The following is a 24,818-nucleotide window of genomic DNA, read 5'->3' on the forward strand; positions in this document are numbered from 1 at the left end:
AAAAAATACCGCTAGGATTTATAGGTTATTAATCTCGTTAACTTCTTACATATTAAGCCAACTCAAAAAGAGTTGTCAATGCGTTTTTAAAATAAATTTAATTTTTTTATTCGAGATACAGCTTCTCTCATGCGCTCTTCATCCGTCAGCAGTCCTACGCGCACATAGCCTTCACCATATGTTCCAAAGCCTACACCAGGCGCAACTACAACGTGCGCTTTTTCAAGAAGTAAATCTGAAAACTGTTCGGAAGTATATCCTTTAGGAACTTTTAGCCATGCAAAAAAGGAGCCTGCTGGAGATGTAACATCCCAACCAATTTCTCGAAGCCCTTGAATAAAGGTATTGCGTCTAGATTCATAGCGCTTAACTAAATCATTCACACATTGTTGAGATTCCAACAGAGCTGCGGCTGCTGCCTCTTGAACCGCCCCAAAGAGACTGACATACATATGATCTTGAAGAAGATTAATAGCTTCTACTACACTTTCATTTCCTACAGCAAATCCAACTCGCCATCCCGCCATGTTATACGTTTTAGAAAGAGTATAAATTTCAATTCCCGTCTCTTTTGCACCAGAAGTCTGTAAAAAGCTGATTGGCTTTTTACCATCAAATCCAATTGCTCCGTAGGCAAAGTCGTGTACCACACAAATATCGTGCTTGGCAGCAAATGCCACGGTGTCTTCAAAAAATTCTGCCGTTGCCACTGCACCAGTAGGATTATTCGGATAGTTTAAAAACATGAGTTTTGCCTGTTCTTTAGCACTTTCACTTATCTCTTCGTATACGGGTAGAAAATGATTTTCAGCCGTGAGCGGCATCACTTCCATCTTTGCCTTTGCAAGCTCTACTCCAGACCAGTAATCAGGATATCCAGGATCCGGAACCAGCACCGTATCTCCAGGGTTTAACAAGCACTGCGGGATTTCAACAAGTCCACCCTTTCCGCCAAATAAAATAGCTACTTCTTTTTCAGGATCCACATCAACGCCATATTCTCGCTTATAAAAAGTCGCCACGGCCTCTTTTAAAAACTGGTGCCCCCGAAATGGAGAATATTTATGATGCATAGGATTAGCACTTGCTTTTTGCAGTGTTTCTACAATATGTGAAGGAGTAGGCTGATCAGGATTTCCCTGCCCTAAGTTAATAACGTCGTGCCCTTGGGCCATTACTTTTCCTACCTTGCCTACAAGTGATGCAAAAAATTGTTTTGGTAAACTTTTTAATAGTTCCGATTGCTCAAATTGTTTCATCATCGCACACCTTCTCAAAAAATTCTTGAAATTCTAGTCACAAATAATATATTGTAATACTCAACTTGTAAAGTCATTTTTTTCAACTACTAAAAAAAGGACGGATGATAAAGTGAGTGTAAAAATTACGTGTTTGCAGCTTGATATTGCGTTTGGAAACCCAACTAAAAACCGAAAATATATCGAACAAAAAATGACGGAAGCCCTGAAAGAAAACCCTGATATCCTTGTGCTTCCGGAGCTATGGGATACAGCTTATGATTTGACGCGGCTAGACGAAATTGCAGATGATGAAGGGCAGCAAGCCAAGCAATTAATCTCTCAGTTTGCTAAAACAAACGAAGTAAATATTGTGGCAGGTTCGATTGCAAAAAAAACAGAGCAAGGCGTCACGAATACGATGTATATTTTTGACCGAAAAGGTCGTGAAGTATCAGAATACAGTAAACTGCACTTATTTAAATTAATGGATGAACACCTCTATCTCGAAGCAGGAACAGCAAAAAATCTTTTTACACTTGAACAGTCACTGTGCGCAGGAGTTATTTGTTACGATATTCGTTTTCCAGAATGGATTCGGGTTCATACTAGCAGCGGAGCAGAAGTCTTGTTTGTTGTCGCTCAGTGGCCGGCTCCAAGACTTGCCCACTGGAAAGCCCTGCTCATTAGCCGTGCAATCGAAAATCAATGCTATGTAATCGCGTGTAATCGTGTAGGCCAAGATCCTAATAACACATTTGCCGGACATTCCTTAGTCATCGATCCGTGGGGAGAAATAATCGCTGAAGCTGGCGATAGCGAAGAACTTTTAAGTGCTGACGTTAACCTGGAACTTGTAAAAGAAATTCGTAAACAAATTCCTGTCTTTACAGATCGCCGCACAGAATTTTATTAATTATGTATTGACAGCCGTTTTTTTGCATGATACGATTTTCACCAGATATCATAAAATATTCAAACAAATCAAAATTGAATAAGTAATCGTACTCTTATCAAGAGTTGGCTGAGGGATTTGGCCCTGTGAAGCCCAGCAACCGACCGTCATTCCATCCTAAGATGGATCACACCCGTAAAACATGTTTTACAAAGGCACGGTGCTAATTCCAACAGAAAGTAATTCTTTCTGGCAGATAAGAGGTTTGAACACTACAATCAAGCCTCTTTCCAACGAAAGAGGCTTTTATATTTTCTAAAATTATAAAAGCCTCCATATATTCTTAAACCTATTAACTTAGTAAACAAATCAGTTTAATAAACTATGGAGGGATTCCGATGTCAACAACAAAAACAGAGAAGTATCAGCCTTTAACAGAAATTTCAGCAATCAAACTTGTGAAAAAGCTAGGTCTTTTTGATGCCACAGAAGCGCTGACTGCCCGTGAAATTGGTGACGGCAACTTAAATCTCGTCTTTCACATCATAAATGATCAAACGAATAAATCCATTATCGTCAAACAAGCACTTCCCTATGCAAAAGTTGTAGGCGAAAGCTGGCCTCTATCATTGAACCGTGCCACAATTGAAAGCAATGCGCTCAAGCAATTTGGTGCATTTACGCCAGAACTTGTGCCCGCTGTTTATTACCACGATGAAACGCTTGCTGTTACGGTCATGGAAGATCTGTCTCATTTAACGATTTCTCGCGCCGGACTTATTCAAGGTGAAAGTTATCCTCTGCTCTCACAGCATATCGGTTCTTTTTTAGGACATATTGCGTTCAAAACGTCTGATTTCGCCTTAAAGCCTCAGGATAAAAAAGAAGAAGTTGTTAAGTACAGCAACCCGGACTTATGCAATATTACGGAAGATTTAGTGTTTACAGATCCTTTTTTTGATATTGATACAAATGAATTTGAAAAAGCGTTGCGTCCTGATGTAGAAGAATTGTGGAATGATGGTGATGTAAAGCTACAAGCAGCAAAATTAAAATATAAATTTTTAACAAATGCGCAAACCCTAATCCACGGTGATTTACATACAGGCAGCATCTTTGCTAGCAGTCAAGAAACGAAAGTGATTGATCCAGAGTTTGCTTTTTACGGTCCGTTTGGATTCGATTTAGGGCAATTTGTTGCGAATTTATTTTTAAATGCTCTTTCTCGAGAAACAAATCGCGAACCGTTATTTGCACACATTACGAACACATGGAACGTATTCAAAGATACCTTTACTGCGCTTTGGCATTCTGAAAACACTGAACCTTTCGCTAAAGATGAGCGCTTATTACATGAAATTTTAACGCAAACGTGGCAAGATGCTGTTGGATATGCAGGATGTGAAATCATTCGACGTACGATTGGCTTAGCTCACGTGGCGGACTTAGACGAAATTTCTTCAGAGGAAAGAAAAATTAACGCTAAACGTACTGCGTTAAAAATTGGACGTTATTTGCTTCTGCACCAACAAGACGTTTCACCAAATGAATTTGAACATTTACTTCGATAACGAATAATGTACACAATGAAAGGATCGGTATCAGCATGACAAATACACTATCACTTCCACGCTCAGTGGAATGGAATGAATCATATATTACTTTATTAGATCAGCAGCAGCTTCCTGGCAAAGTTGAATATATTAAGCTGCAAACCATTAAAGACGTATGGGATGCTATCACTACCTTGAAAGTACGCGGAGCCCCTGCAATTGGCATTACGGCGGCTTTTGGTCTTGCTCTTTCTACGCTTAGCTATGACACAGATTCAGTCAAGGAATTCAACAAAAAGCTAGCTCTTGATCAACAGTATTTAGCTAGTTCACGCCCTACTGCCGTCAATTTATTTTGGGCATTGGAGCGCGTAGCGAAAAGCGCTGAATCCGCTTCGTCCGTTAATGAAGCTAAAACAAAAGTTGTTCATGAAGCTATTCAAATTCAAGTAGAAGATGAAGAAACGTGCTACCGAATTGGAGATCATGCTCTTTCTTTATTTAAAAAGAAAGATAAAATCATGACAATATGTAATGCTGGTTCAATTGCTACAGCTTATTATGGAACAGCATTAGCACCTTTTCACTTGTCTAAGCAGCGCGATATTCCGCTTGAAGTATTTGCCTGTGAAACAAGACCCGTTCTTCAAGGTTCTCGCTTAACAGCATGGGAACTTCAGCAGTCGGGAGTGGACGTGACGCTGATTACGGATAATATGGCCGCTCATACAATTAAAACAAAAGGAATTAATGGGATTATTGTAGGTGCTGACCGCATTGCAGCAAATGGCGATACGGCTAACAAAATTGGAACATACGGACTTGCTCTTTTAGCGAAAGCATTCGGTATTCCATTTTACGTAGCAGCGCCGCAGTCCACATTTGATTTATCTATTCAAGACGGCAGCAGCATCCCTATTGAAGAACGTTCACCTAAAGAAGTAACGCACATTGGAGATACACAAATTGCTCCAGACGGAATCTCTGTGTACAATCCGGCTTTTGATGTGACGCCAAGCGAACTGATTACGGCCATTATTACAGAGCATGGAATTATCCATTCTCCGTCTTTTGAATCCATTCAAAAAGTTTTGCTGCAATCTGCTCAATAAAAAAAGCCGCATAGCAGCGGCTTTTTTTGTTGAGCACTGGTTTTCAACTGCATTTGTAACACAATTGTAACAGTACTCTCTTCTTTTTCTACATATATTATAGGGGATTCTTTTTGAATAAGGGGGAGTAAATATGAGTTCAGAGCAAAAAACGGATAAAAACAAAGCGCTGAATCGTAAGCAGCAATATCAGCTATTCGATTTATCCAAAGATGAAGAACTAAATTCCCTCCCTTCTCCTCAACAAATTGACGGTGTTTTTGTGCAAGGAGAAGGCTGGAAATTAGACGGTGAATAGTTATTTCAACTCCAGAGCGCCTTTTGCTACATTTCTTTCAAGCATTAATAGTTTCTCTTTTATATGAGTTTGGGAGCCTGCATAACCTGTTAATGCTCCATTTTTTCCAATCACACGGTGACAAGGTAAAATAATAGGCAGTGGATTTCGACGATTCGCTTGTCCCACAGCCCTTACGGCTTTAGAGCGATTAACAGACTCCGCTACCTCACTGTAAGACCACGTTTGTCCATAAGGTATACCTTTAAGCGTTAACCATACTTCTTTTTGGAAGTCTGTTCCTTTTACATCCAAAGGCAAATCAAATGTTAGCGTGCGCCCTGTAGCATAATCCTGCAGCTGTCTCTTTGCTTCTTTCACATGGTGATAATCCTCATCATGGACAAGTTTTTTAAGCTGCTCGTTATGATCATCGCTATCAAACCAAATATGTTGAACCCCTTTTTCCGAGGCTACAATATAAATTTTTAAATCAGAAAATAAATTCATTTCTCCGTAGTACATATTTTTTATCCTTTCTAATTAAGCTGGAAGAATAACATGAAAAGCTGTGCCTTCTCCTATTTTGCTTTCCACTTCAATTCGCCCTTTATGTTCTTCGATAATTTTATATGAGACCATCAAACCGAGTCCCGTTCCTTTTTCTTTTGTCGTATAAAATGGTTCTCCTAAGCGCTTGATGCGCTCTTCGGGCATTCCGTCTCCTTGATCTCGAATGGAGACCGTCACGTAGTGCGGCTCTGTAGAGTAAACTTCAACAATAATTCTTCCTCCGTTTGACGTGACTTCAATTGCATTTTTAATTACATTTATTAGTACTTGCTTAATCTGGTTCGGCTCGCAGTACACCATTGGCAGCTGAGGAGACACACTTAGTTCAAACTGAATATTTTCTAAAAGCGCTTGAGCATTTAATAAATCAATCGTTTCTTTAACAACCGCAGCTAGATTTTTCTTTTCAAACTTTACGGCCTGTGGCTTAGCGAGTACTAGAAACTCTGTAATAATGGTTTCAATTCTTTTTAATTCAGATTTAATAATATCAAAATAAAGAGAGTGATCTTCTTGAATGCTGCTTTCTAACAGCTGAACAAACCCTTTTAAAGCCGTCATCGGGTTGCGGATTTCATGCGCAATCCCAGCTGCTAACTGTCCGACTACTTGAAGCGTATCCGATTTCCGAATCTGCTCTTGCATTTGATTTCGTTCCGTTACGTCTCTTAAAAGCGTCATATATAGACCTGGCAAGATATCTTTTTTCGTAGAAAATTCGATATTTTTAACTTTTTCGTTCCCCGTAACGTACGTAATCTCTCCTTCAGCTTCCCCTTTTTGCTCAATCGTTTCTTTATGCTCAATGACCGCATCTAAATTCGCTGAAGAAATAAAATCCTCCATGGAGTGCGCACAAATCTCCTCTTTGCTGAGTTCTAGAATATCACAAAGAGAAGAATTTACATCAATAATATTTCGCTTGCCGTCCCATAAAACTAACCCATCGATCGAACCATTAAAAATCTGTCTGAATTTCTCTTCGTTATTCCGAAGCTCCTGTTCGATTTTTGTACGTTCACTGATGTTTCGAAAAATCGTTAAATGGTCTCCTTCTATAATGCCTTTTTTCCCTGTGAATTCCAACTGTTTGATTTCTCCATTTGGCATGTAAAAAGGAAGCTGATTGCGAATTTCTCCTTTTGTTTGAAACGTTTGGAGCACCTTTAACGCACTAAAGCTTTTTGTATCGATAAACGTATACAAATTGCTTCCAATTAATTTGTTTAACGGCAGCTCAAATGTACGCGAAGAAGCAAGATTAGCGTTCAAGATTTCACCATCGTCTCTCCAAATCAAGATCGCTTCAATCGCATTTTCAAAAATAGCCCTGAAATTTTTTTCGCTTCTCAACAGCTGCTGCTCCATCAGCCGTTTTTCCGTCACGTCTCTCATAATGGACATATAGTATTGACTGTATATATTAGCCGTTGTGGTAAATTCAAAAAAAGTAACGTCTCCATTTTCGAGCCTGATCGGTAGCTCACCGCTTGTCTTTCCTTCTTGATGCAGAGTTCTCCATAATTTTTTCACCTTATAATGATAAGTAGGTTCTACAAGCTCTTCTAATGTTTTGGTTAGAAGTTGTGCTCTTGTATAATTTAATCGTTCGCAAAATGAAGGGTTCGCGTCGATAAGCTGACCCGTTCGATCAAAAATGACAATTCCGTCTACCGCTTCATTAAATACATCCATAAACATATGATGACTAATAAACCGTTCATTTTCCATCATTTTGTGCTGCGTAATATCTCGAAATGTACACACAATAATGCCCGACATGTGACTATGTTTGTGTGAAGTAAATTCAACATGTTTCATCATGCCGCTTCGAAGCGTCATCGCGCCTTCATATTTGAAATAGCTTTCTTCTAAGAGTGCAGGATAATACGCTTCAATCATGTCATACGGAAAATACATCAGAAAATCTTTCATTTGATGCGTTAATAGCTCATCCTTTGTTTTTTCAAACAGCCCGCAGGCTGATTCATTTGCATTTATAACTTGAAAATACTCATCAAATACGACAATGGCATCTAATACGTCATTAAAAATAGCTCGTAGCTGCTGTAATTCACCTTGCTGCTTTTGCGCAGCTTCAGATGTTAATTCTCTATGTGGTGACATGCTCATTGCTCCTTTCTTTTGCACTTCCCATTTCCCCACCTTTATCTATAGACTTAGTATTCTACAAGATTTGCTTTTTACCTTTTTAAAATTAGGCACGTTTATTCAAAATGCGACATTTCTTCACATTATCCCGCTATTTAGAAAGAAAGTATGAATAAAAGAGGCTGGGACATAACTACACCAATCTAATTTAAAAACGAACAAATTGGATAAGCGCCCTAGTATAGATCAATTGTTACACCGCCGTTGATTTCTGTGCAAGGCTTCTCTTTCCGCGGGCGGCGGCTGAGCCTCCTCATCGCTTGCCCTCCAATCAACTGCTAGAAGGAACGAAACAGATAAAACCTACGCTCAACATAACAAAGAAAACGAACCATTAATCAAACACGTTGATTAATGGTTCGTTTTTCACTTGGGCTAAAATACTTTTGTCCCGGCCTCATCGATCATTCACTACAATATAAGTTGCTTGAATAGGCCCATGCACACCAACTACTAAATTCATTTCAATATCAGCTGAATTACTCGGTCCCGTAATAAAGTTAATGCAAGAAGCAATCGTTTCTCCTCGCTCTACTTTTTCATGAATCATTTCAGCGGCTTGTGTCATGCGAGGGACAATTGAGCTTTGAGGTATGATTGCAATATAAGTGGCGGGCAGCAAGCTTACCGCTCGTCCCTTTGCAGCACTGCTGAACAAAACAACTGTTCCAGATTCCGCTAGCGTCAAATCACTGAACGTGATGCCGACGTTTGCTTGTTCAGCTAGTTTAACATTCTCATCGCCTTTTACTGAATTCCATACGTGAAGGTTACGGTTTGTTTCCCATTTCTCCATCAGCGGATTCAATCCATATTCGGAAAACCTGGGATCATTCCACGTGCAGACAAGACCATTTCCATAGTTCGCTACGGCTTCCTCAAGGGCATCTGGTAAGTGTTGTGATGAGGTTTCTACACAGCGAGTATGAATACGTTCGCAATGGTTTTCAAGCTCTTTCTTTAATTGATCCGGCGAATAGTTGCGGTAGACCTCATGCTGAGGAGCATGCTTCCATTGTGGCTTTACTACACCGCCTGTTCGCCTGCTTCGCTTAAGATTAGCAGCAACATTGTCTAAAAAACTGTCTCTATTTTGAATGCTTCCGTTCATCATCATCACTCCTTTTATCAAACCAATCTCGTAAGCGCTCTTTTGTAGGCGCTGGAAACTCTCTGCTTTCCGTCCACGCTTTTAATGGACCAGGCCCTTTGGAAATACTACTTCCTGACATAAAAGGAGTAAGAGCTGCCGGTGCTACTTTAGCGCCCACTGTATATAGAGAAGAAGAAGCTGCTCCCAAGCCAAATGCTTTCATCGCCAGCTTTTCCGAAATAGGTGCTTTTCCTTCTTTTTCAACAATTCGCTGACGATGCTTGTGCAATAGCTCATGCAGCGGAATTTTGACCGGACAGGCATCTGTACAGGCTGCGCATAGCGTTGAGGCATATGGAAGCTCTTTGTAGTCTTCATAGCCTCCAAGTAAAGGAGATAATACAGCTCCAATCGGCCCTGAATAAATAGATCCATATGAATGTCCTCCAATATGGCGATACACGGGACATACATTCACACATGCCGCACAGCGAATACACTGTAAAACAGATTGAAACTCAGTTCCTAAAATCGCAGATCGTCCGTTATCTACAATCACTAGGTGAAATTCTTCCGGTCCGTCTACTTCCCCTGGAAGTCTAGGTCCCGTAAGTGCCGTTACGTAGCTTGTAAGCCGCTGACCTACTGCACTTCTAGTTAACAGACTTACCAACACTTCAAACTCTTCAAATGTTGGCACAATTCGTTCCATTCCCATAACCGTAATTTGCGTTTTAGGAAGGGCGGTCGTTAGCCTTGCATTTCCTTCATTGGTAACAAGTGAAATAGATCCAGATTCTGCAATCGCAAAATTACATCCTGTGATGCCAATATCTGCTGATAAAAATTCTTTTCTCAGCATTTCCCGGGCATGAAGAGCTAGTTCTTCAGGTTTTTCTGTCTTTTTATAAGAAAGCTTTTCCTGAAATACATCTCTAATTTGTTCTTTATTTTTATGAAGCGCAGGAGCTACGATATGAGAAGGCGGATCGTGATCATCTACTTGCAGGATATATTCTCCTAAGTCCGTTTCAATAACTTCACAGCCTAGTTCTTCTAAAGCAGCGTTCATATGAATTTCTTCTGTAACCATTGACTTGGATTTAACCACTTTCTTTGCCTGTTTTTTCCTCGCTACATTTTTTATGTACTCATTCGCTTCTTCAGCTGTTTGAGCGAAAAAAACGTGGCCTCCGCGTTTAGCTACATTATCAGTGAGCTGCTCTAAATAGTAATCTAAATTTTCAAGCGTATGCTGACGAATTTCTTCGCCAAGCGCTCTCCATTCTTCCCAGTTTCCTAGCTCTTCTGCCGCATCTAATCTACGGCTTCTTAAGCGCTCTTGAGCACTTGAAACTGCAAAGCGCATAAACGCATTATTGACTCCATCATCGACGCGTTTTTTAAACTGATCATTTCCTATTTTCATAGACATTCGGTATTCTCCTTTCTTTACATTCTGCTATTTAATACTTCAGCGATATGCATCACTTTTACAGGCTGTCCTTTTCGTTCAATTCTTCCTCCAATATTCATAAGACAGCCGCAGTCAGCTCCAATTAAGTACTCTGCGTTTGTCTTAGCTATACAGCCTACTTTTTCATCGACCATTTGTTCAGAGATTTGCCCCATTTTAACCGAAAACGTCCCACCGAATCCGCAGCAGTTATGACTGTTTTCAAGGTTCTCCATTTCAAGACCCTTTACATTGTTTAATAGTGTAAAAGGTTCTTTTTTTACGTTTAGCAAACGCGTCATATGACAGGAAGAATGATAAGTGGCTTTCCCATTTAAGCTGGCTCCTACATCTTCCACTTTTAAAACGTTTACAATAAAATCTGTTAGCTCATACGTTTTATCAGCAAGCTTCACGGCAGGTTCATGCCATGCAGCATCACCTTCAAAAAGATGAGGATACTCTTTGAACATTGTCACACACGATCCAGACGGAGATACAACGTACTCTGCATGCTCAAACGCTTTTATCATGTTTTTCATCGCTTCTTTTGATTCTTTTACGTAACCGCTATTATACGCAGGCTGCCCGCAGCAAACTTGACTCTTTGGAAAATCCACTTCACAGCCTAATCGTTCTAACAATTCTACCGTCGCTTTTCCTACATTTGTTTGAAACATATCAATCAAACATGTGGCAAATAAAGATACTTTCATCATTTGCTCCCTCCAAGCTGATCATTTTACTTCTTTTTAGTTAACAGGTCATCAGATGACTTAATGCTATTATACTCCTATGTTTTTCTAATTTCACTAGTTTTTCAAAAATACCTTTCTTTGTTTGCTATCTTTTTTTCATAAAAACTAGGAAATTGAGGCATAACTAAATCATTTCAGTCTAAAGACGAACAAATTGGATAAATGATTTAATGTGAATTACTTGTTTTACACCGGGGTTGATTTCCGTGCAAGACTTCGCTTTCCTCGTCGCTCCCGCTCCTGCGGGGTCTCATCCCTTCCGCTTTTTCCGCAGGAGTCTTCGTCTTGCCCTCCAATCAACCGCTAGAAGAAACGAAACACGTGAAACCTACGTTTGCCATAACATTAAAAAAATCCGAACGGTGAAGATTCTCTATCAAGAATCTTCACCGTTCGGATCTTCCTTCAACTAAACTACTTTTGTCTTAGCTTCTTACTTATTTATTTCCAAAAATCATCAAATACTGTGATTGGCAATTGGCGTTTATGCTGCGTTTTTAAGAAGTGACCTTCAATGACGTTACTTGCATGTTCACCTACATCTTTGCCTTCTAAATAATCGTCGATTTGCTCATACGTTACGCCAAGCGCTTCTTCATCCGGAAGCTGTGGACGATCTTCTTCCAAATCAGCCGTTGGTTTTTTCATATATAGATGCTCGGGACAGCCTAATTCTTTTAGCATTTGTTTTCCTTGTCGCTTGTTCAGACGGAAGATAGGGACTAAGTCAGCTCCTCCGTCACCGAATTTTGTATAAAATCCTGTAACAGCTTCAGCAGAGTGATCCGTTCCGAGTACGACTCCACTGTACATGCCCGCTACCGTATATTGCGCAATCATTCGTTCACGTGCTTTTACATTTCCTTTGTTGAAGTCGGAAACTTTATCATCTGCCGCTTCTTCAACAGCAGAAAGCATAGCATCTACTGCTGGTTTTACGTTAATAGAAATAGATTTTGTTGGTTGAATAAAAGCAAGTGCATCTTGACAGTCTGCTTCATCTGCCTGCACACCGTATGGAAGACGAACAGCAATAAACTGATAGCGCTCTTCTCCGGCCTCTTCATTCAACTCATTAACCGCTAGCTGCGCCAGCTTTCCAGTTAACGTAGAATCTTGGCCGCCGGAAATACCTAGTACAAACGAACGTAAAAAAGGATATTTGTTCATGTAGGATTTCAGAAAATCAACGCTGCGGCGAATTTCTTCCACGGGATTAATTTCTTTTTGTACGTTCATTTCTTCAATAATTTGCTTTTGTAGCTCTTTCATAAAAAAACTCTCCTCTCATTACTAGCTGATGGAATCTACACAAGCACTGTATCAGATAGTAACTTGCTTCTAGTCTCTTCGATATTTTGCATTTTGTTATCCCAGCAGCTCGTACTCAAGTCTACCGGATACTCTGTAGGACGAAATACATCTTCGTTCGACTTTGTAATAACTTTATAGTCATCCCATAGATGCTTTAAGTTTTGTAAGCAGTAGGCTCTCATTTCTTCAATGGTAGGCTGCTCATACACAAGCTTTCCCTGTGCAAAGATTGGCTGGTGAATTTTACGTGCGTTAAAGTTCGTTACAAACTTGCTGACGTGCGTATGAATCGGATGAAACATTTTTAAATGCTGCTCTTCGTTCGGCACTTCGTCCTGCATCGTAATATAATCGCCTTCCCATTTGTGGTTCACTTGATTTACAATTCGATATACTTCTTTTAGGCCGGGAGTTGAAATTTTCTCTGGATTTTCTGACAGCTTAATCGTATCCACCATGTTTCCATAATCATCTTCAATAGAAACCAGCTTGTACACAGCTCCTAGCGCAGGCTGATCAAAAGAGGTCATGAGCTTTGTTCCAACTCCCCATCCATCAATTTTGGCACCTTGCGCTTTCAAATCTAGAATGCTGTACTCATCAAGGTCATTCGAAGCAAAAATTTTCACATCATGATAGCCAGCTTCATCAAGCATTTTTCTTGCCTCTTGAGAAAGATATGGAAGTCTTCCGCTATCTAATCGAATACCGATAAAATTAATGCGATCTCCCATTTCTTTTGCTACTTTAATAGCATTGGGAATACCTGATTTTAACGTATTATATGTATCTACTAAAAAGATACAGTTACGGTGTGATTCCGCATACTTTTTAAACGCGCTGTATTCATCACGATAGACTTGAACAAGCGCGTGAGCATGAGTACCAGACACGGGAATTCCAAATACTTTCCCCGCTCTTACATTACTGGTTGCATCAAAGCCTCCAATATAAGCAGCTCTTGCCCCGTAAAATGCAGCATCCATCTCGTGTGCTCTTCTTGAACCAAATTCCATAAGCTGATTCGTACCCGTATGCTCATATAAATTATCTTCTCCCGCGGCTAGGCGAATACGCGATGCTTTTGTCGCAATCAGCGGGTGGAAATTTAAAATATTTAAAAGCGGCGTTTCAATAAGCTGCGCTTCCGCTAAAGGAGCGTCAATCTGCAGAATTGGTTCGTTAGCAAAAATCATTTCGCCTTCTACAACCGAACGAACATTACCGCTAAAGCGAACTTGCTTTAAATAGTCGATAAACTCCGCTTCATAATGCAATTCTTCATATAAATAATCTAAGTCCGTTTCGCTAAACCTAAAATTAGCAATAAAATCAATTACTCTTTCTAGCCCGGCAAACACAGCATAACCGCTTTCAAACGGCATCCGACGAAAGTAAGCTTCGAATACAGAACGGCGTTTATGAATATGGTCTTTAAAATACGTATGTGCCATATTCAGTTCATATAAATCTGTATGCAAAGCTAAACTATCATCTCTATATTGCTTTTTCATACTTTGTAACCCTCCATTTGACAATCCTAGTTTCTATTATGTAAATCTTTTCACAATAGAGCAAGCATAAATTATCAGAAGGTGCTTGAATTTTAGTTTTTCTGTTATTTGGTGCACACTTTTCTACCTGAAATGGCATTATTTCTCTTCGGGTATGTATTTCATTAACACATGTTCAACATTATCAAGATGACTCATCATAAAATGCTGAGCGTCTTCTGCATGCTGAGAAAGAATAGCTTCATAAATTTGCTGATGCTCTTTATAAATCCGTTCAGCCGTTTTCTCTTCTGCATAAAGCCAGATGCGTCTTGTCTCTTTCATCGTTTCAATCATCATTTCTGATACGTTATTCATAAGCTTCACTAAAAGAGGGTTTTGCGAGGCTTTAGCAATGGCTAAATGAAAAGCAAAATCTGCTTTCTCTCCCAGCTCTTCATTGCCAAACGCTCCTTTCATTTGTTCCAGACTATCGCACAGCTGCTTGAGGTCCGCATCTGTTCTCTTTTGAGCTGCAGCACGAACAGCCCCAATTTCTAATACCTTTCTCACTTCAAGCAAATGTTCAATATCATTTTTATTCATTAATACAGCGCTAGTTACAGGCAAAGACAGCATATCGGAGTTAAACTCTCGTACAAATGTGCCTTCCCCCTGCTTCATCTCGAGCAGCCCCATCGCCCGCAAAGCACTAAGAGCTTCACGAATAGCTGAGCGCCCTACCTGAAAGTTTTCCGCCAGCTGCTGCACTGAATCCAAACGGTCACCAGGCTTTAAACTGCCTTCTTTTATATTCTCAAGAAGCGTTTCGGCTACTTCTTCGTATATTTTTTTTGGCTTAATTCGCTTATATTCCACGTTTTCCACCTCATTTTTTTCGTTCACCAAGGTTTACATTAACCGAGACTTTTTCTTCTTTTACGTTTCTGTTACATTTTACCGAAATCCTTTCCCCTCCACAACAAAAGTGGCAAGGTATTTATACTTTATTTCTCAAATGTGCTAAAATAGTAAATTGATTTCATATTACGAGTTAAAAGGAGCTTTTTGAATGAACATTGTTGTCAGTACATTGAATGCGAAGTATATCCATACTTCTTTAGCCCTTCGATGTTTAAAAGCCTATGCCGAGCCTGACTATAAAGTGGATATGGCCGAATATACGATTAAAGATCCTGCTATGAACATTGTCACGGATTTATATAAACGCAACCCTGATATTATTGGTTTCAGCTGTTACATTTGGAACATTGAAGAAACAATTAAAGTCGCACAAATGCTTAAAAAAATTAACCCCGAGCTCATCATTATATTCGGTGGACCAGAAGTAACCTATGATGTGACTCACTGGCTAGAGCGCATTCCTGAAGCTGACTTTATCGCTATTGGTGAAGGAGAAGAAACATTCAAGCAGCTTTTAGATGAACTTCACGGAGACCGTCAGTTTGAAAATGTAAGCGGCGTGGCTTTCCGAAAAGACGGCAAACCAGTTGTTAACCCGCAGCGCAATAAAATTGACCTGCGCGAAATGCCTTCTCCTTTCCGTTTTGAAGAAGACCGCCAAGAACTTTCAAAACGCGTTGTGTATATTGAAACAAGCCGCGGCTGTCCGTTTAGCTGTCAGTTCTGTCTCTCTTCTATTGAAGTAGGCGTTCGTTATTTCGACAGAGAAAAAGTAAAAGAGGATATTCGCTATTTGATGGATAACGGAGCGCGCACCATTAAGTTCGTAGACCGCACGTTCAACATCAGCCGCAGCTACGCCATGGAAATGTTCCAATTTTTAATTGATGAACACCGTGAAGGTACGGTATTTCAGTTTGAAATTACGGCCGATATTATGCGCCCTGAAGTCATTCAGTTCTTAAACGACAATGCGCCAAAAGGATTATTCCGCTTTGAAATTGGCGTGCAGTCTACAAATGATGCCGTTAATGAATTAGTTAAACGCAAACAAAATTTCAAAAAATTAACCCGTACCGTAACGATGGTAAAAGAAGGCGGAAAGATCGACCAGCATTTAGATTTGATTGCGGGACTTCCAGATGAAGATTATAACTCATTTAAAAATACGTTTAATGATGTATTTGCACTTCGTCCTGAAGAGCTTCAGCTGGGCTTTTTAAAAATGCTTCGCGGCACCGGCTTACGCTTAAGTGCATCTCGCTATAATTATCAATACATGGATCAATCGCCTTATGAAATTTTAAGCAATAACGTCTTGCCATTTTCAGATGTCGTACGTATCAAACATGTAGAAGATATTTTAGAAAAGTTTTGGAATGACCATCGAATGGATGAAACAATAGAGTTTTTAGTAGAGCACTGCTACGATACACCTTTTGATTTCTTCCAAAACTTCGGGACGTATTGGGATGAAATGGGCTGGGTTCGAATCGGCCATCAGCTTGAAGATTTATTCAGACGCCTTAGACAGTATATTGAAACAGAGAATTTTTCAAATGAAGAAATGATTGAAGGGTTTATGAAAATTGATTATTTACAAAACCAAAAGCATAAGCCTCGTAAACCTTGGTGGGACGATAAAGTAGAAAAACAAGTCCGCTCTCATTACTATCAGCAAATGCTTGCTAATCCTTCTATTATGGGACAGGCTTTTGAAGCTGAACAGCTTGCTGAAAAAGAATTATACAAGCACACCGTTTTAGAAATTCTTCCATTTGACTATATGTATTATAAACAAACGGGAAAAATAAATGAACAACCATCTGTTCTTCTTGCTTATTATGATCAAAAAGCAAATGATACAAAACTTTATTCAGCACCTGTAGAGGCATTTGGCCTTCCAGTTGTAAGCTAAAACCTCGGATATCCGAGGTTTTTTTCTTTAACATTCTTTTTTCTTTTTTTGCTCTTTATCAGACTTTGTCTTTCCTAAGGATTCATATATTTTAGCTGCGTTGGGATCGCCCATTTCCGCTCCGAACTCTTCTTGCAGTAACTGTTTTTGCTTTGCTTCAGTGCTTGCGATATGCTTATTATTTTGTTTATGTTTGCTCATCGTTATTTACCTTGCTTTCCTTTTTTCGAATTGCGATTCGCGCCTTTAGCCGGCTCCTCGCCGCCAGCATATTCAGCAGCAAATTCTGCATCTGAAAGGCTCTCTTTTGGTGTATTATTGTTAGTCAGTGCTGATTTGTACCCTACTTTACGCTTTGCCATCATATATCCCTCCTATGCTTGGAAGTCCATTGAACTTCCTTTTCTTAGAATGCACTTTCTGATGCGTAATATAAGCAGAAAAAGCTGTAAAAAAGCGGTTGAAACATAACGAAATCATTTTACTCTAAATACGAACAAATGAGATAAATGGGTTGCCCCTCTTGTGACCCAGCTACATGAAACCTGCGTTCACCATCATAATAAAAAAATCCGAACGAGTTTGATTCTTAATCAAGAAACAAACTCGTTCGGATCTTCCTTCAACTAAAATATTTGTGTCCCAGCCTCTTTTATCCAATAATAATACGTTCTTTCGGATAGTGATAATCCGGTCCAGACGTTGGACGGCGAAGCATTAAAATAAATGAAAACATGCCGATTCGGCCAATGAACATTAAAATCATAATAACGCATTTACCGATATCAGAAAGCCCTCCTGTAATTCCCATTGATAAACCTGTTGTCCCAAAAGCTGAACACACTTCAAAAATAAGCTCAATGAGAGAAAAATGTTCTGTAATACTTAAAATAAGAAGCGAAATCGAGCAAATGATTACGGCTAACATCGATACAGCTACTGATTTAATAATGTCATCTTCATGAATTTCGCGGCGAAAGATTTTAATCGTCTTATTTCCTCTTACGTAATAAAACAGGAAAAGAATATTTAATGCAAACGTCGTCGTACGAATTCCTCCCCCTACTGAGCTCGGTGAAGCACCGATAAACATCATCGCACTCATCATAATTAACGTAGGAAGCGAAAACTCATTAATATTCATGGTCGCCACTCCTCCGCTCCTTGTGGCAGCAGATTGGAAAAACGCATAAAAAAACGATTCATCCCAAGACTTATCTGCTAGAAATCCTGAATGCTCTAGCACAAGAATCAAGATTGTTCCCCCTGCTAACAGCAGAAAAAACATGATGGTCGTTAGCTTCGTAAATAGCGAAAATTGAAATTTACGCTTATCTTTAAATGTTAAAAAATAGTGCTTAATTTCAATTAATACAGGGAATCCAATCGCTCCAAGCGTAATTAAAATAACGGTTACCACTTGTACAAAATAATCATGGGCATACGGAATAAATGAAGATCCTGTAATATCGAAGCCAGCATTTGTTGTAGCGCTGACAGAAGCAAAGAACCCATGCAGAAAAGCATCTGTCCAGCTTGAGTAATAACGGAGAAAATGTAATCCTAAAATAATGGCGCCAACTAGTTCAATGGCAAAAATAATAAATAAAATATTTCTCATCAAGTCAACTAATCCTGATAAACGGGATTGGTTATGGTCTGTCATAATGAGCTGACGTTCCTTTAAACCGATTTTTTTACCCAAAATCATCCAAATAAATGTACTGAGTGTCATTACACCAATACCACCGATTTGAAAAATAAAAGCGAGCAAAAAATAGCCCGTCGTACTAAATGTATCCGGAGTAGAGACAGGTGTCAGCCCTGTTACACTTACCGCACTGACGGCAATAAATAAGCGATCAATAAATGCTAACTTCACTCCCGGCTTTAAAGCTTCGGGGATACTAAGTAATAGAAATCCAAGCGTAACAGCCACTATGTAAAATGTAACAATAATTTGAGCTGAAGACATCTGCCTTACTCGTCGTTTCCATGGTTGCGGCATAATCTGACATTCCTTTTTTGTTATAATACTAATAGTTTTCTTCTTTCTTCCCAAAGCATACTCATTGTTACACGGATTGCAATATCCATGTAAAAAATCCCATGTTCAAGAAGGTGACTACATTAGTATAAAAGAAGTCACCTCACTTGTCATTAGATATCATAAATCCCAGCAGCCCGCATAAAGGATCGTCACTCAATATTATCGGTTTACACAAAAAAACGAGGTTGCGACATAATTAAATGAATCAATCTAAAGACGAACAAATGGGATACATGAGCTGAACCGCTTGTGACACCGCTGTTGATTTCCGTGGAAGACTTCGCTTTCCGCGGGCGGCCCGTGAGCCTCCTCGTCGCTGACGCTCCTGCCGGGTCTCACCTGTTCCGCTTTTCTCGCAGGAGTCTTCGCCTTGCCCTCCAATCAACAGCTAGAAGCAACGACATACTTGAAACCTACGTTCACCATAACAAAAAACGAACCACTGATATCAGTGGTTCGTTTTTCACTTCGGCTAAAATACTTTTGTACCAGCCGCGTCTTTATTTTATTTAGAGCGTTTTTCTAGCCAATCGCCGATTGAAGGATATGTTTCCTTCACTGCTTTTGGACCAAATACAACAGATACGTGACCTGTTTGCAACAATTTATACTCTTTATCTTCACTTGAAACAGCGTCCATTAAAGCTGCCACCTGATGCGGCATCGCAATATGATCACGGCTAGCAGCAATGTTTAAAATATTAGCTTTAATATTTTTCAAATCTACTTTGCGTCCGCGAACTTCAAGTTCACCATTGATTAATTTATTTTGTTGATAGAAGTCACGAATCCACTGACGATAAGCTTCACCAGCAAATGGGATTCCGTCAGCAACCCACTTTTGCATTAGCTTCCAGCTTTCAACAAACCGCTGATTTTCGGAACGGTCCACCAACGTTACATACGGGCCGTAGAAATTCGTGATTGGCTTTAACATCTTGTTTCCAAAGTCAATCATCTCTGGAGGGATGTTTCCGAATGTATCTACTGCTTTATCTAAATTAAAGTAGCGATCGTCTAGGAATGCTCCGTATAAACCTGTATCGGAAAAATCAAATGGACTTGTCATAAAAATTAAGTTTTTAATCGGCAAGTCTTCATTTAATGCAGCAAAAATAGATGTCATAGTTCCGCCCATGCAGTAACCAAGAACAGACAAATCAGGAGATTTAGAAGTGCGCAGCACCTTTTTCGCCGCTTTTGGAATATAATCTACAATATAATCATCTAGCTTCATATTGCTGTCTTCAAGCCCAGGAGTTCCCCAATCAAGCAAATACACGTCAAAACCGCGGTTTAATAAGTATTCAACAAGGCTGTTTCCAGGTGTTAAATCCAAAATATACGGTTTATTGATCAATGCATATACGAGTAAGATTGGTGTTTTATGCAGGTTATCTTTTACTGGCGTATAGCGATATAATTTCGCTTTGTTCTTTTTCCAAATAACCTCTTTTGGTGTTAATCCAACTTCCGGTTCCGCTTCTGTTGTCATAATTTCATATGCACGCTTAAAACGTCTTGCAGAACTTTTATATTCACTTGGCATTGATTTGATTAATTTTTCCCACTCTTGCACGTAAGGAATTGCCACGAATATACACACCCTTTCATTCCATTAGTAGTTAGTTAACAAGCACAGCCCCGACAAAAGTCAGGGCCAGCATTTATTACATGTATAAGCCGCCGTTAATGTTTAACTGTTGTCCTGTAATGTACGCGCCGTCTTTTGCTAAGTAAACAACTCCACGTGCAATTTCTTCAGCGTGGCCTAAGCGACGAGTTGGAATTTTCGCAACAATTTTTGCACGAACATCCTCAGGAATTGCCATCACCATTTCCGTTTCAATAAATCCTGGGCAAATTGCATTAACTGTTACGCCTGTCTTAGCTAGTTCAAGAGCTAATGATTTAGTAAATCCTAGCATACCTGCTTTAGCAGCTGAGTAGTTTGTTTGACCAAATCCGCCCGCTTGACCAATAATTGATGAAATATTGATAACACGACCACCTTCAGATTCTAAAAGGTGCGTTAGCGCAGCTGATGTTGTGTTGTATACGCTATGTAAGTTTACATCAATTACTTTTTTCCAATCTTCTTCACCTAACTTCTTGAATGAACGGTCGCGCGTAATTCCAGCATTGTTTACTAGAATGTCTAATTGACCAAACGCAGCTTTTGTTTCTTCGATTAGGTGTTTTGCTTGATCTACATAAGACACGTCAGCTTGAACCGCAATAGCTTCTCCGCCGTTGTCTTTAATTTCTTTTACGATTGCTTCTGCAGATTCTTTACTGCTGTTATAGTTTACTGCTACTTTTACTCCATTAGAAGCAAGCTCACGTGTAATTGCTGCCCCGATACCTTTAGATCCGCCTGTTACGATTGCTACTTTACCTTGTAATGTTGTCATGAAAAATTTCCCCCTTGCTTCTTCAGCGATGATTTTTACTGTAAATACAGCAGTTAATGTTGTTATAAAATCCTCTATACCTTACTTGCGAGCCGGCTGCTCAGTTTTTTGAGCATTTGATGGTTTTGCTTCAGATTTAGCTTCTGCCTTTGGCTTTTCAGCTAATTTTTCTTGTTTTTCTAACAGCTGAGCCTGAAGCTGCTCACCTTGAGTTTTAATTTGTTTTTGAATAGTTTCTTTTAACTCGTCTTGTGTTTTTTGCTGCCCTTCAAGAAGAGATAAAACTTTGTCGAGTTTTTTGTCTAACGATTTGACATCAGATTTCAGCTTAGTGACATCTTTTTTCAAAGCAGATGCACTTTCTTGCTGTGCTTCTAATTCATCAAAACGATCGTCAAATTGCTCTTCTAATAATTCTACTTTTTCTTCCACATTGATGACTAATGACGCAACGTTTGCTACATCTTCTTTTGTTGGTACATTTACTTGGTGCAGATAGCGCCCCGTTACTTCATTTACTGCTTGTTGATATTGAAGGTTCATATTTAGCACATTTCCCATGAGCTGGGAAAATTCTTCACGATTCATATTGTCCCCAATAACTTTACCCCAGTAAGATTCGGTTTTGTCATATACGTCTTTCCATGCTTGAAACGGATCAAATACTTTTTGCTGTTCCAAAACTCCATCTCCTTTCTTGTGTACGTTAAAAGTGATGGCTTTCAATATGGACACTTAATGTGACAAGCGACATATTAGAAGCTCTAAGTAAACGCAACCAATTTTGCGTTTATTTATTGGATAATGTAAATCTTTTCACAATTCACTTACCAACAAATTATAAATGTTATAAAAATTACCTACATGTACTATTATAAATTCGTTTTCCAAAATAAACAATTCTAAATCTTTGTTTATTTTTGAATTTTTTTGACGCTTTTTGTCGAAATCCAAAAAATCGTTCTTTTTTCCTGTATTTGAAAGACCTGTTTTAAAGTGTTGACAATTTTTTCATCTAGGTGTAAATTACACATATAGAAAACAAATTCTCTTTTTTCGAAGGGGTGATTACCTTGGGATCAAGTGAAAAAGATAACACCTCTAATTCAAACAACTTAGAAAAATCGATTAGCGGTGCACCAAAAAACTTGATGGTTCCTTTTCTTCTTTTAAGTTTAAGAGGTTGGAATCTACATGGTTACAAGCTCATTCAGCAACTAATGAGCTTTGGATTCACATCAGTTGATCAGGGAAATGTCTACCGCACGCTGAGACAGCTTGAAAAAGACAACTTGATTACATCGCAATGGGATACGTCAGCTGAAGGACCTGCACGCCGGATTTATTCATTAACAGATGCCGGCGAACAATATTTAAGCATGTGGGCTAATTCACTTGAACAGTATCAAAACATGTTAGATTCATTTTTTCACATGTATACCGACATGTTGTTCCCTTTTAGCTCTTCTTCTTCTAAAAAGTCAAAAGAATCAAAAGAGGAAGAAAACGATTAAAGGGATTCACGCAGTACATCTGCGTTTCCTAATATAATATTAAATTTCACGGTCAACCAGCGAGCGCGGAATGTTAGGTTTATCACACAACTACGAATTTCTTCTTTAACGTTTTGTTCATTACGATAACTGTTCGCCAGACCAAATTATTCAAGGAGGAATTTGATTATGTCAACAGTAAAGTATGATACAGTAATTGATGCAATGTGGGAACAATGGACAAAGGGGTTACAAAACATTGCAGAAGGAAACAAACAAATTGAGCAATGGACGTTAAAAGCACTTGAGCAACAGCAAGAATTTGTAACAAAAGCAGTTGAACAACTTCAAGCAACAGACAAACAATGGAAAGCTGAATTAGAAGATCTTCAACAAAAAACAGTTGAAAACTTACGTAAAACAGCTGGAAACGCTGTTGCCGATTCTTATGAAGAATGGACAAACCGCACGCATGAAGCATTAAATAAATTACAAGAGCTTTCTCTTAACCAAAGCAAATCAAGCTATTCTTTAGTAAAGCAAGCTCAAGAACAATATCATCAAGTAGTAACACAATTAGTAGAAGAGCAAAAGAAAACGCGCCAAGAATTCCAACACGTATCTGATGCATACGTAGAACAAGTAAAATCTCTTCAAAAGTCATTTGCTCAGTCTCTTGAGCAATATGCAGTTGTAAAATAATATATAAAAAAGCCCAGCTTCTTTGAAAGCTGGGCTTTTTTATACTTTCTTGCAAACCATTACCAGTATGCAAAATAGGAAACAACAAATAATACAGGTACAGCAGTAAACTGCTGTACCACTAAAAAAGGAGATGACTAATCATGGCTAGAACAAATAAACTATTAACACCAGGTGTAGAACAATTTTTAGATCAATATAAGTATGAAATCGCTCAAGAATTTGGGGTAACTCTAGGTTCTGACACTGCTGCACGCAGCAACGGTTCAGTAGGCGGAGAAATCACAAAACGCTTGGTGCAACAAGCTCAAGCTCACTTAAGCGGCAGCACACAAAAATAAAACATAATTTCATAACATGGCTAAAAAAGGCACCTGCGTGTGCCTTTTTCTTACATAATATAGTCTTTTAAATACACGTAGTCCCCCGCTAATATAATAACCATCGCGATAATATATTTACGGTTTCTTTCAATTGTTTTCCGGCTCACTTTCACATGTTTTTCAATCAAGCGAATAGGAAGCTGCCGCTTTAAAAACAGCTTATCTTTTAATTCTTTTTCCTTGACGATAAAGGATGCAACTTCCACTGCATTTCCCCTTGCATCCTTATGTTTAGGAGACGTGTTAATAATGTCTTCAAGAGTTAATTTAAACAATTTTAGCGTCTGACAAAAATAAGTCATTTCCTCTTGAATATATGAAGTTTCACTTTGCCTTTTATAGTTAGAAAGCGATATATCCCTTTCTACCTTACCTTGAATAAAACCTTCATTTTCAATTCGGTTATAGAGCAGCGTTTGATTTCTCTTTTCTTTTCGAATATAGTCAATTACTCTTCTTTTAATAATAAGTTCCGCAAATGCAAGAAGGGATCTGCCTTTTTGGATTGTGTAATTTTCAATGGCTTCATTAAATGCAATCAGACCAATGCTAAATTCATCGTCAGCTTCACTTATATAACGTTTACATACAGCTGAAACAACTTTAGCAATAAACGGTTTATATTGTTGAATCATTTCGTTATGTAATTGTTTATCCCCTTGCTGAATCGTCAGTACAAGCGTTTCAAGCGATGGAGGCGTTTGAACTTTTGTGAGCATTGGCTTCACCTCTTTTACTATACTCAGTTACTTTATACCATGTTAATATCCATTCTTTTGATGACGAACAGGGTTTAGAAGCGCTCTGCTCCTCTTAATTTCCCTTTATTATAACCCATAATAGCTCAATTTTACCAATTAACATACATTTGAAATATATGTTTATAAACTGAAATAAACTTCATTGAACTGAATTACTCACGGCTGCTTCTGTTCTCTACAGAATATGAACGAAAAAGCAAAACATTCGGATATAAAGTAATTAAACAGTAGTTAGTTCT

At 38.9% G+C, this 24,818-nt stretch carries 25 protein-coding genes and 1 riboswitch; of the genes, 8 read left to right on the forward strand and 17 right to left on the reverse strand.

Features of this window, described 5'->3' with window-relative positions; genetic code table 11:
* Window positions 1-86: 86 nt before the first annotated feature.
* Window positions 87-1,259, reverse strand: a complete 1,173-nt coding sequence (locus ACFX4N_RS08515; RefSeq protein WP_053487010.1) for a pyridoxal phosphate-dependent aminotransferase — start codon at window positions 1,257-1,259, stop codon at window positions 87-89.
* Window positions 1,260-1,371: 112 nt separating this feature from the next.
* Between ACFX4N_RS08515 and ACFX4N_RS08520 the strand changes: the two genes are divergently transcribed.
* The 4 genes from ACFX4N_RS08520 to ACFX4N_RS08535 all read left to right on the forward strand — a co-directional run bounded on the left by ACFX4N_RS08520 (window position 1,372) and on the right by ACFX4N_RS08535 (window position 5,096).
* The gene (locus tag ACFX4N_RS08520; RefSeq protein ID WP_029325078.1) at window positions 1,372-2,154 is read left to right on the forward strand and encodes a carbon-nitrogen family hydrolase; all 783 of its coding nucleotides are present in this window, start codon (window positions 1,372-1,374) and stop codon (window positions 2,152-2,154) included.
* 91 nt (window positions 2,155-2,245) lie between these two features.
* A riboswitch (SAM riboswitch) is annotated at window positions 2,246-2,396 on the forward strand.
* 135 nt (window positions 2,397-2,531) lie between these two features.
* Window positions 2,532-3,704, forward strand: a complete 1,173-nt coding sequence (gene mtnK / locus ACFX4N_RS08525) for an S-methyl-5-thioribose kinase (RefSeq protein ID WP_029325077.1) — start codon at window positions 2,532-2,534, stop codon at window positions 3,702-3,704.
* Window positions 3,705-3,739: 35 nt separating this feature from the next.
* Complete coding sequence (mtnA, locus tag ACFX4N_RS08530) at window positions 3,740-4,798, forward strand: S-methyl-5-thioribose-1-phosphate isomerase (RefSeq protein WP_241096973.1); 1,059 nt, start codon at window positions 3,740-3,742, stop codon at window positions 4,796-4,798.
* A gap of 133 nt (window positions 4,799-4,931) precedes the next feature.
* Complete coding sequence (locus ACFX4N_RS08535) at window positions 4,932-5,096, forward strand: hypothetical protein (RefSeq protein WP_013055953.1); 165 nt, start codon at window positions 4,932-4,934, stop codon at window positions 5,094-5,096.
* Here the strand turns inward: ACFX4N_RS08535 and ACFX4N_RS08540 are convergent, their stop codons facing one another.
* From ACFX4N_RS08540 to ACFX4N_RS08575, 8 genes are all read right to left on the reverse strand, one after another.
* On the reverse strand, window positions 5,097-5,600 hold the full coding sequence (locus ACFX4N_RS08540; RefSeq protein ID WP_029325075.1) for a methylated-DNA--[protein]-cysteine S-methyltransferase: 504 nt from the start codon (window positions 5,598-5,600) through the stop codon (window positions 5,097-5,099). It abuts the gene before it with no gap.
* Window positions 5,601-5,618: 18 nt separating this feature from the next.
* The gene (locus ACFX4N_RS08545) at window positions 5,619-7,775 is read right to left on the reverse strand and encodes a PAS domain S-box protein (RefSeq protein ID WP_199866481.1); all 2,157 of its coding nucleotides are present in this window, start codon (window positions 7,773-7,775) and stop codon (window positions 5,619-5,621) included.
* A gap of 442 nt (window positions 7,776-8,217) precedes the next feature.
* Window positions 8,218-8,934 carry a LutC/YkgG family protein gene (locus ACFX4N_RS08550; RefSeq protein ID WP_274588774.1) on the reverse strand — a complete coding sequence of 239 codons (717 nt, stop codon included), beginning with the start codon at window positions 8,932-8,934 and terminating at the stop codon, window positions 8,218-8,220.
* Window positions 8,909-10,348 carry a LutB/LldF family L-lactate oxidation iron-sulfur protein gene (locus tag ACFX4N_RS08555; protein WP_013055949.1) on the reverse strand — a complete coding sequence of 480 codons (1,440 nt, stop codon included), beginning with the start codon at window positions 10,346-10,348 and terminating at the stop codon, window positions 8,909-8,911. The genes ACFX4N_RS08550 and ACFX4N_RS08555 overlap by 26 nt, the downstream gene beginning before the upstream one ends.
* A gap of 17 nt (window positions 10,349-10,365) precedes the next feature.
* Window positions 10,366-11,085 (reverse strand): (Fe-S)-binding protein, encoded by a 720-nt coding sequence (locus tag ACFX4N_RS08560; protein WP_029325071.1) that lies wholly within the window; start codon window positions 11,083-11,085, stop codon window positions 10,366-10,368.
* A gap of 483 nt (window positions 11,086-11,568) precedes the next feature.
* A complete protein-coding gene (gene nadE, locus ACFX4N_RS08565; protein WP_013055947.1) occupies window positions 11,569-12,399 on the reverse strand; it encodes an ammonia-dependent NAD(+) synthetase in 831 nt (276 codons plus the stop codon).
* 35 nt (window positions 12,400-12,434) lie between these two features.
* Window positions 12,435-13,955, reverse strand: coding sequence for a nicotinate phosphoribosyltransferase (locus tag ACFX4N_RS08570; protein WP_013055946.1), 1,521 nt, complete (start codon window positions 13,953-13,955; stop codon window positions 12,435-12,437).
* Window positions 13,956-14,093: 138 nt separating this feature from the next.
* The gene (locus ACFX4N_RS08575; RefSeq protein WP_013055945.1) at window positions 14,094-14,813 is read right to left on the reverse strand and encodes a FadR/GntR family transcriptional regulator; all 720 of its coding nucleotides are present in this window, start codon (window positions 14,811-14,813) and stop codon (window positions 14,094-14,096) included.
* Between the two features lie 193 nt (window positions 14,814-15,006).
* On the opposite strand from ACFX4N_RS08575, the gene ACFX4N_RS08580 reads away from it, so the two are divergent.
* Window positions 15,007-16,776 carry a B12-binding domain-containing radical SAM protein gene (locus ACFX4N_RS08580; protein WP_013055944.1) on the forward strand — a complete coding sequence of 590 codons (1,770 nt, stop codon included), beginning with the start codon at window positions 15,007-15,009 and terminating at the stop codon, window positions 16,774-16,776.
* Between the two features lie 27 nt (window positions 16,777-16,803).
* On the opposite strand, the gene ACFX4N_RS08585 is transcribed toward ACFX4N_RS08580, so the two are convergent.
* The 7 genes from ACFX4N_RS08585 to phaR all read right to left on the reverse strand — a co-directional run bounded on the left by ACFX4N_RS08585 (window position 16,804) and on the right by phaR (window position 21,921).
* A complete protein-coding gene (locus ACFX4N_RS08585; RefSeq protein ID WP_013055943.1) occupies window positions 16,804-16,977 on the reverse strand; it encodes a thiamine pyrophosphate-dependent enzyme in 174 nt (57 codons plus the stop codon).
* 2 nt (window positions 16,978-16,979) lie between these two features.
* Complete coding sequence (locus ACFX4N_RS08590; RefSeq protein ID WP_025749458.1) at window positions 16,980-17,138, reverse strand: hypothetical protein; 159 nt, start codon at window positions 17,136-17,138, stop codon at window positions 16,980-16,982.
* Window positions 17,139-17,428: 290 nt separating this feature from the next.
* Window positions 17,429-18,808: a TrkH family potassium uptake protein gene (locus ACFX4N_RS08595; protein ID WP_255256020.1), complete on the reverse strand. Its 1,380-nt coding sequence runs from the start codon at window positions 18,806-18,808 to the stop codon at window positions 17,429-17,431.
* 223 nt (window positions 18,809-19,031) lie between these two features.
* Window positions 19,032-19,211: a hypothetical protein gene (locus ACFX4N_RS08600; RefSeq protein ID WP_013055940.1), complete on the reverse strand. Its 180-nt coding sequence runs from the start codon at window positions 19,209-19,211 to the stop codon at window positions 19,032-19,034.
* A 120-nt stretch (window positions 19,212-19,331) separates the two neighbouring features.
* Window positions 19,332-20,420, reverse strand: coding sequence for a class III poly(R)-hydroxyalkanoic acid synthase subunit PhaC (locus ACFX4N_RS08605; RefSeq protein WP_013055939.1), 1,089 nt, complete (start codon window positions 20,418-20,420; stop codon window positions 19,332-19,334).
* 76 nt (window positions 20,421-20,496) lie between these two features.
* Entirely contained in the window at window positions 20,497-21,240 is a 744-nt protein-coding gene (locus tag ACFX4N_RS08610; RefSeq protein ID WP_013055938.1) for an acetoacetyl-CoA reductase, read from the reverse strand.
* Window positions 21,241-21,321: 81 nt separating this feature from the next.
* The gene (phaR, locus tag ACFX4N_RS08615; RefSeq protein ID WP_013055937.1) at window positions 21,322-21,921 is read right to left on the reverse strand and encodes a polyhydroxyalkanoic acid synthase subunit PhaR; all 600 of its coding nucleotides are present in this window, start codon (window positions 21,919-21,921) and stop codon (window positions 21,322-21,324) included.
* 392 nt (window positions 21,922-22,313) lie between these two features.
* On the opposite strand from phaR, the gene phaQ reads away from it, so the two are divergent.
* The 3 genes from phaQ to ACFX4N_RS08630 all read left to right on the forward strand — a co-directional run bounded on the left by phaQ (window position 22,314) and on the right by ACFX4N_RS08630 (window position 23,776).
* On the forward strand, window positions 22,314-22,754 hold the full coding sequence (gene phaQ, locus ACFX4N_RS08620) for a poly-beta-hydroxybutyrate-responsive repressor (RefSeq protein ID WP_013055935.1): 441 nt from the start codon (window positions 22,314-22,316) through the stop codon (window positions 22,752-22,754).
* Window positions 22,755-22,922: 168 nt separating this feature from the next.
* On the forward strand, window positions 22,923-23,435 hold the full coding sequence (gene phaP, locus ACFX4N_RS08625; protein WP_013055934.1) for a polyhydroxyalkanoic acid inclusion protein PhaP: 513 nt from the start codon (window positions 22,923-22,925) through the stop codon (window positions 23,433-23,435).
* 143 nt (window positions 23,436-23,578) lie between these two features.
* Window positions 23,579-23,776, forward strand: coding sequence for an alpha/beta-type small acid-soluble spore protein (locus ACFX4N_RS08630; protein WP_013055933.1), 198 nt, complete (start codon window positions 23,579-23,581; stop codon window positions 23,774-23,776).
* 50 nt (window positions 23,777-23,826) lie between these two features.
* Here ACFX4N_RS08630 and sigI read toward each other — a convergent pair whose 3' ends face one another.
* Entirely contained in the window at window positions 23,827-24,537 is a 711-nt protein-coding gene (gene sigI / locus ACFX4N_RS08635; RefSeq protein ID WP_013055932.1) for an RNA polymerase sigma factor SigI, read from the reverse strand.
* Window positions 24,538-24,818 lie beyond the last annotated feature (281 nt).

Source organism: Priestia sp. YIM B13551 (genome assembly GCF_042787905.1).
Lineage (GTDB): Bacteria > Bacillota > Bacilli > Bacillales > Bacillaceae_H > Priestia.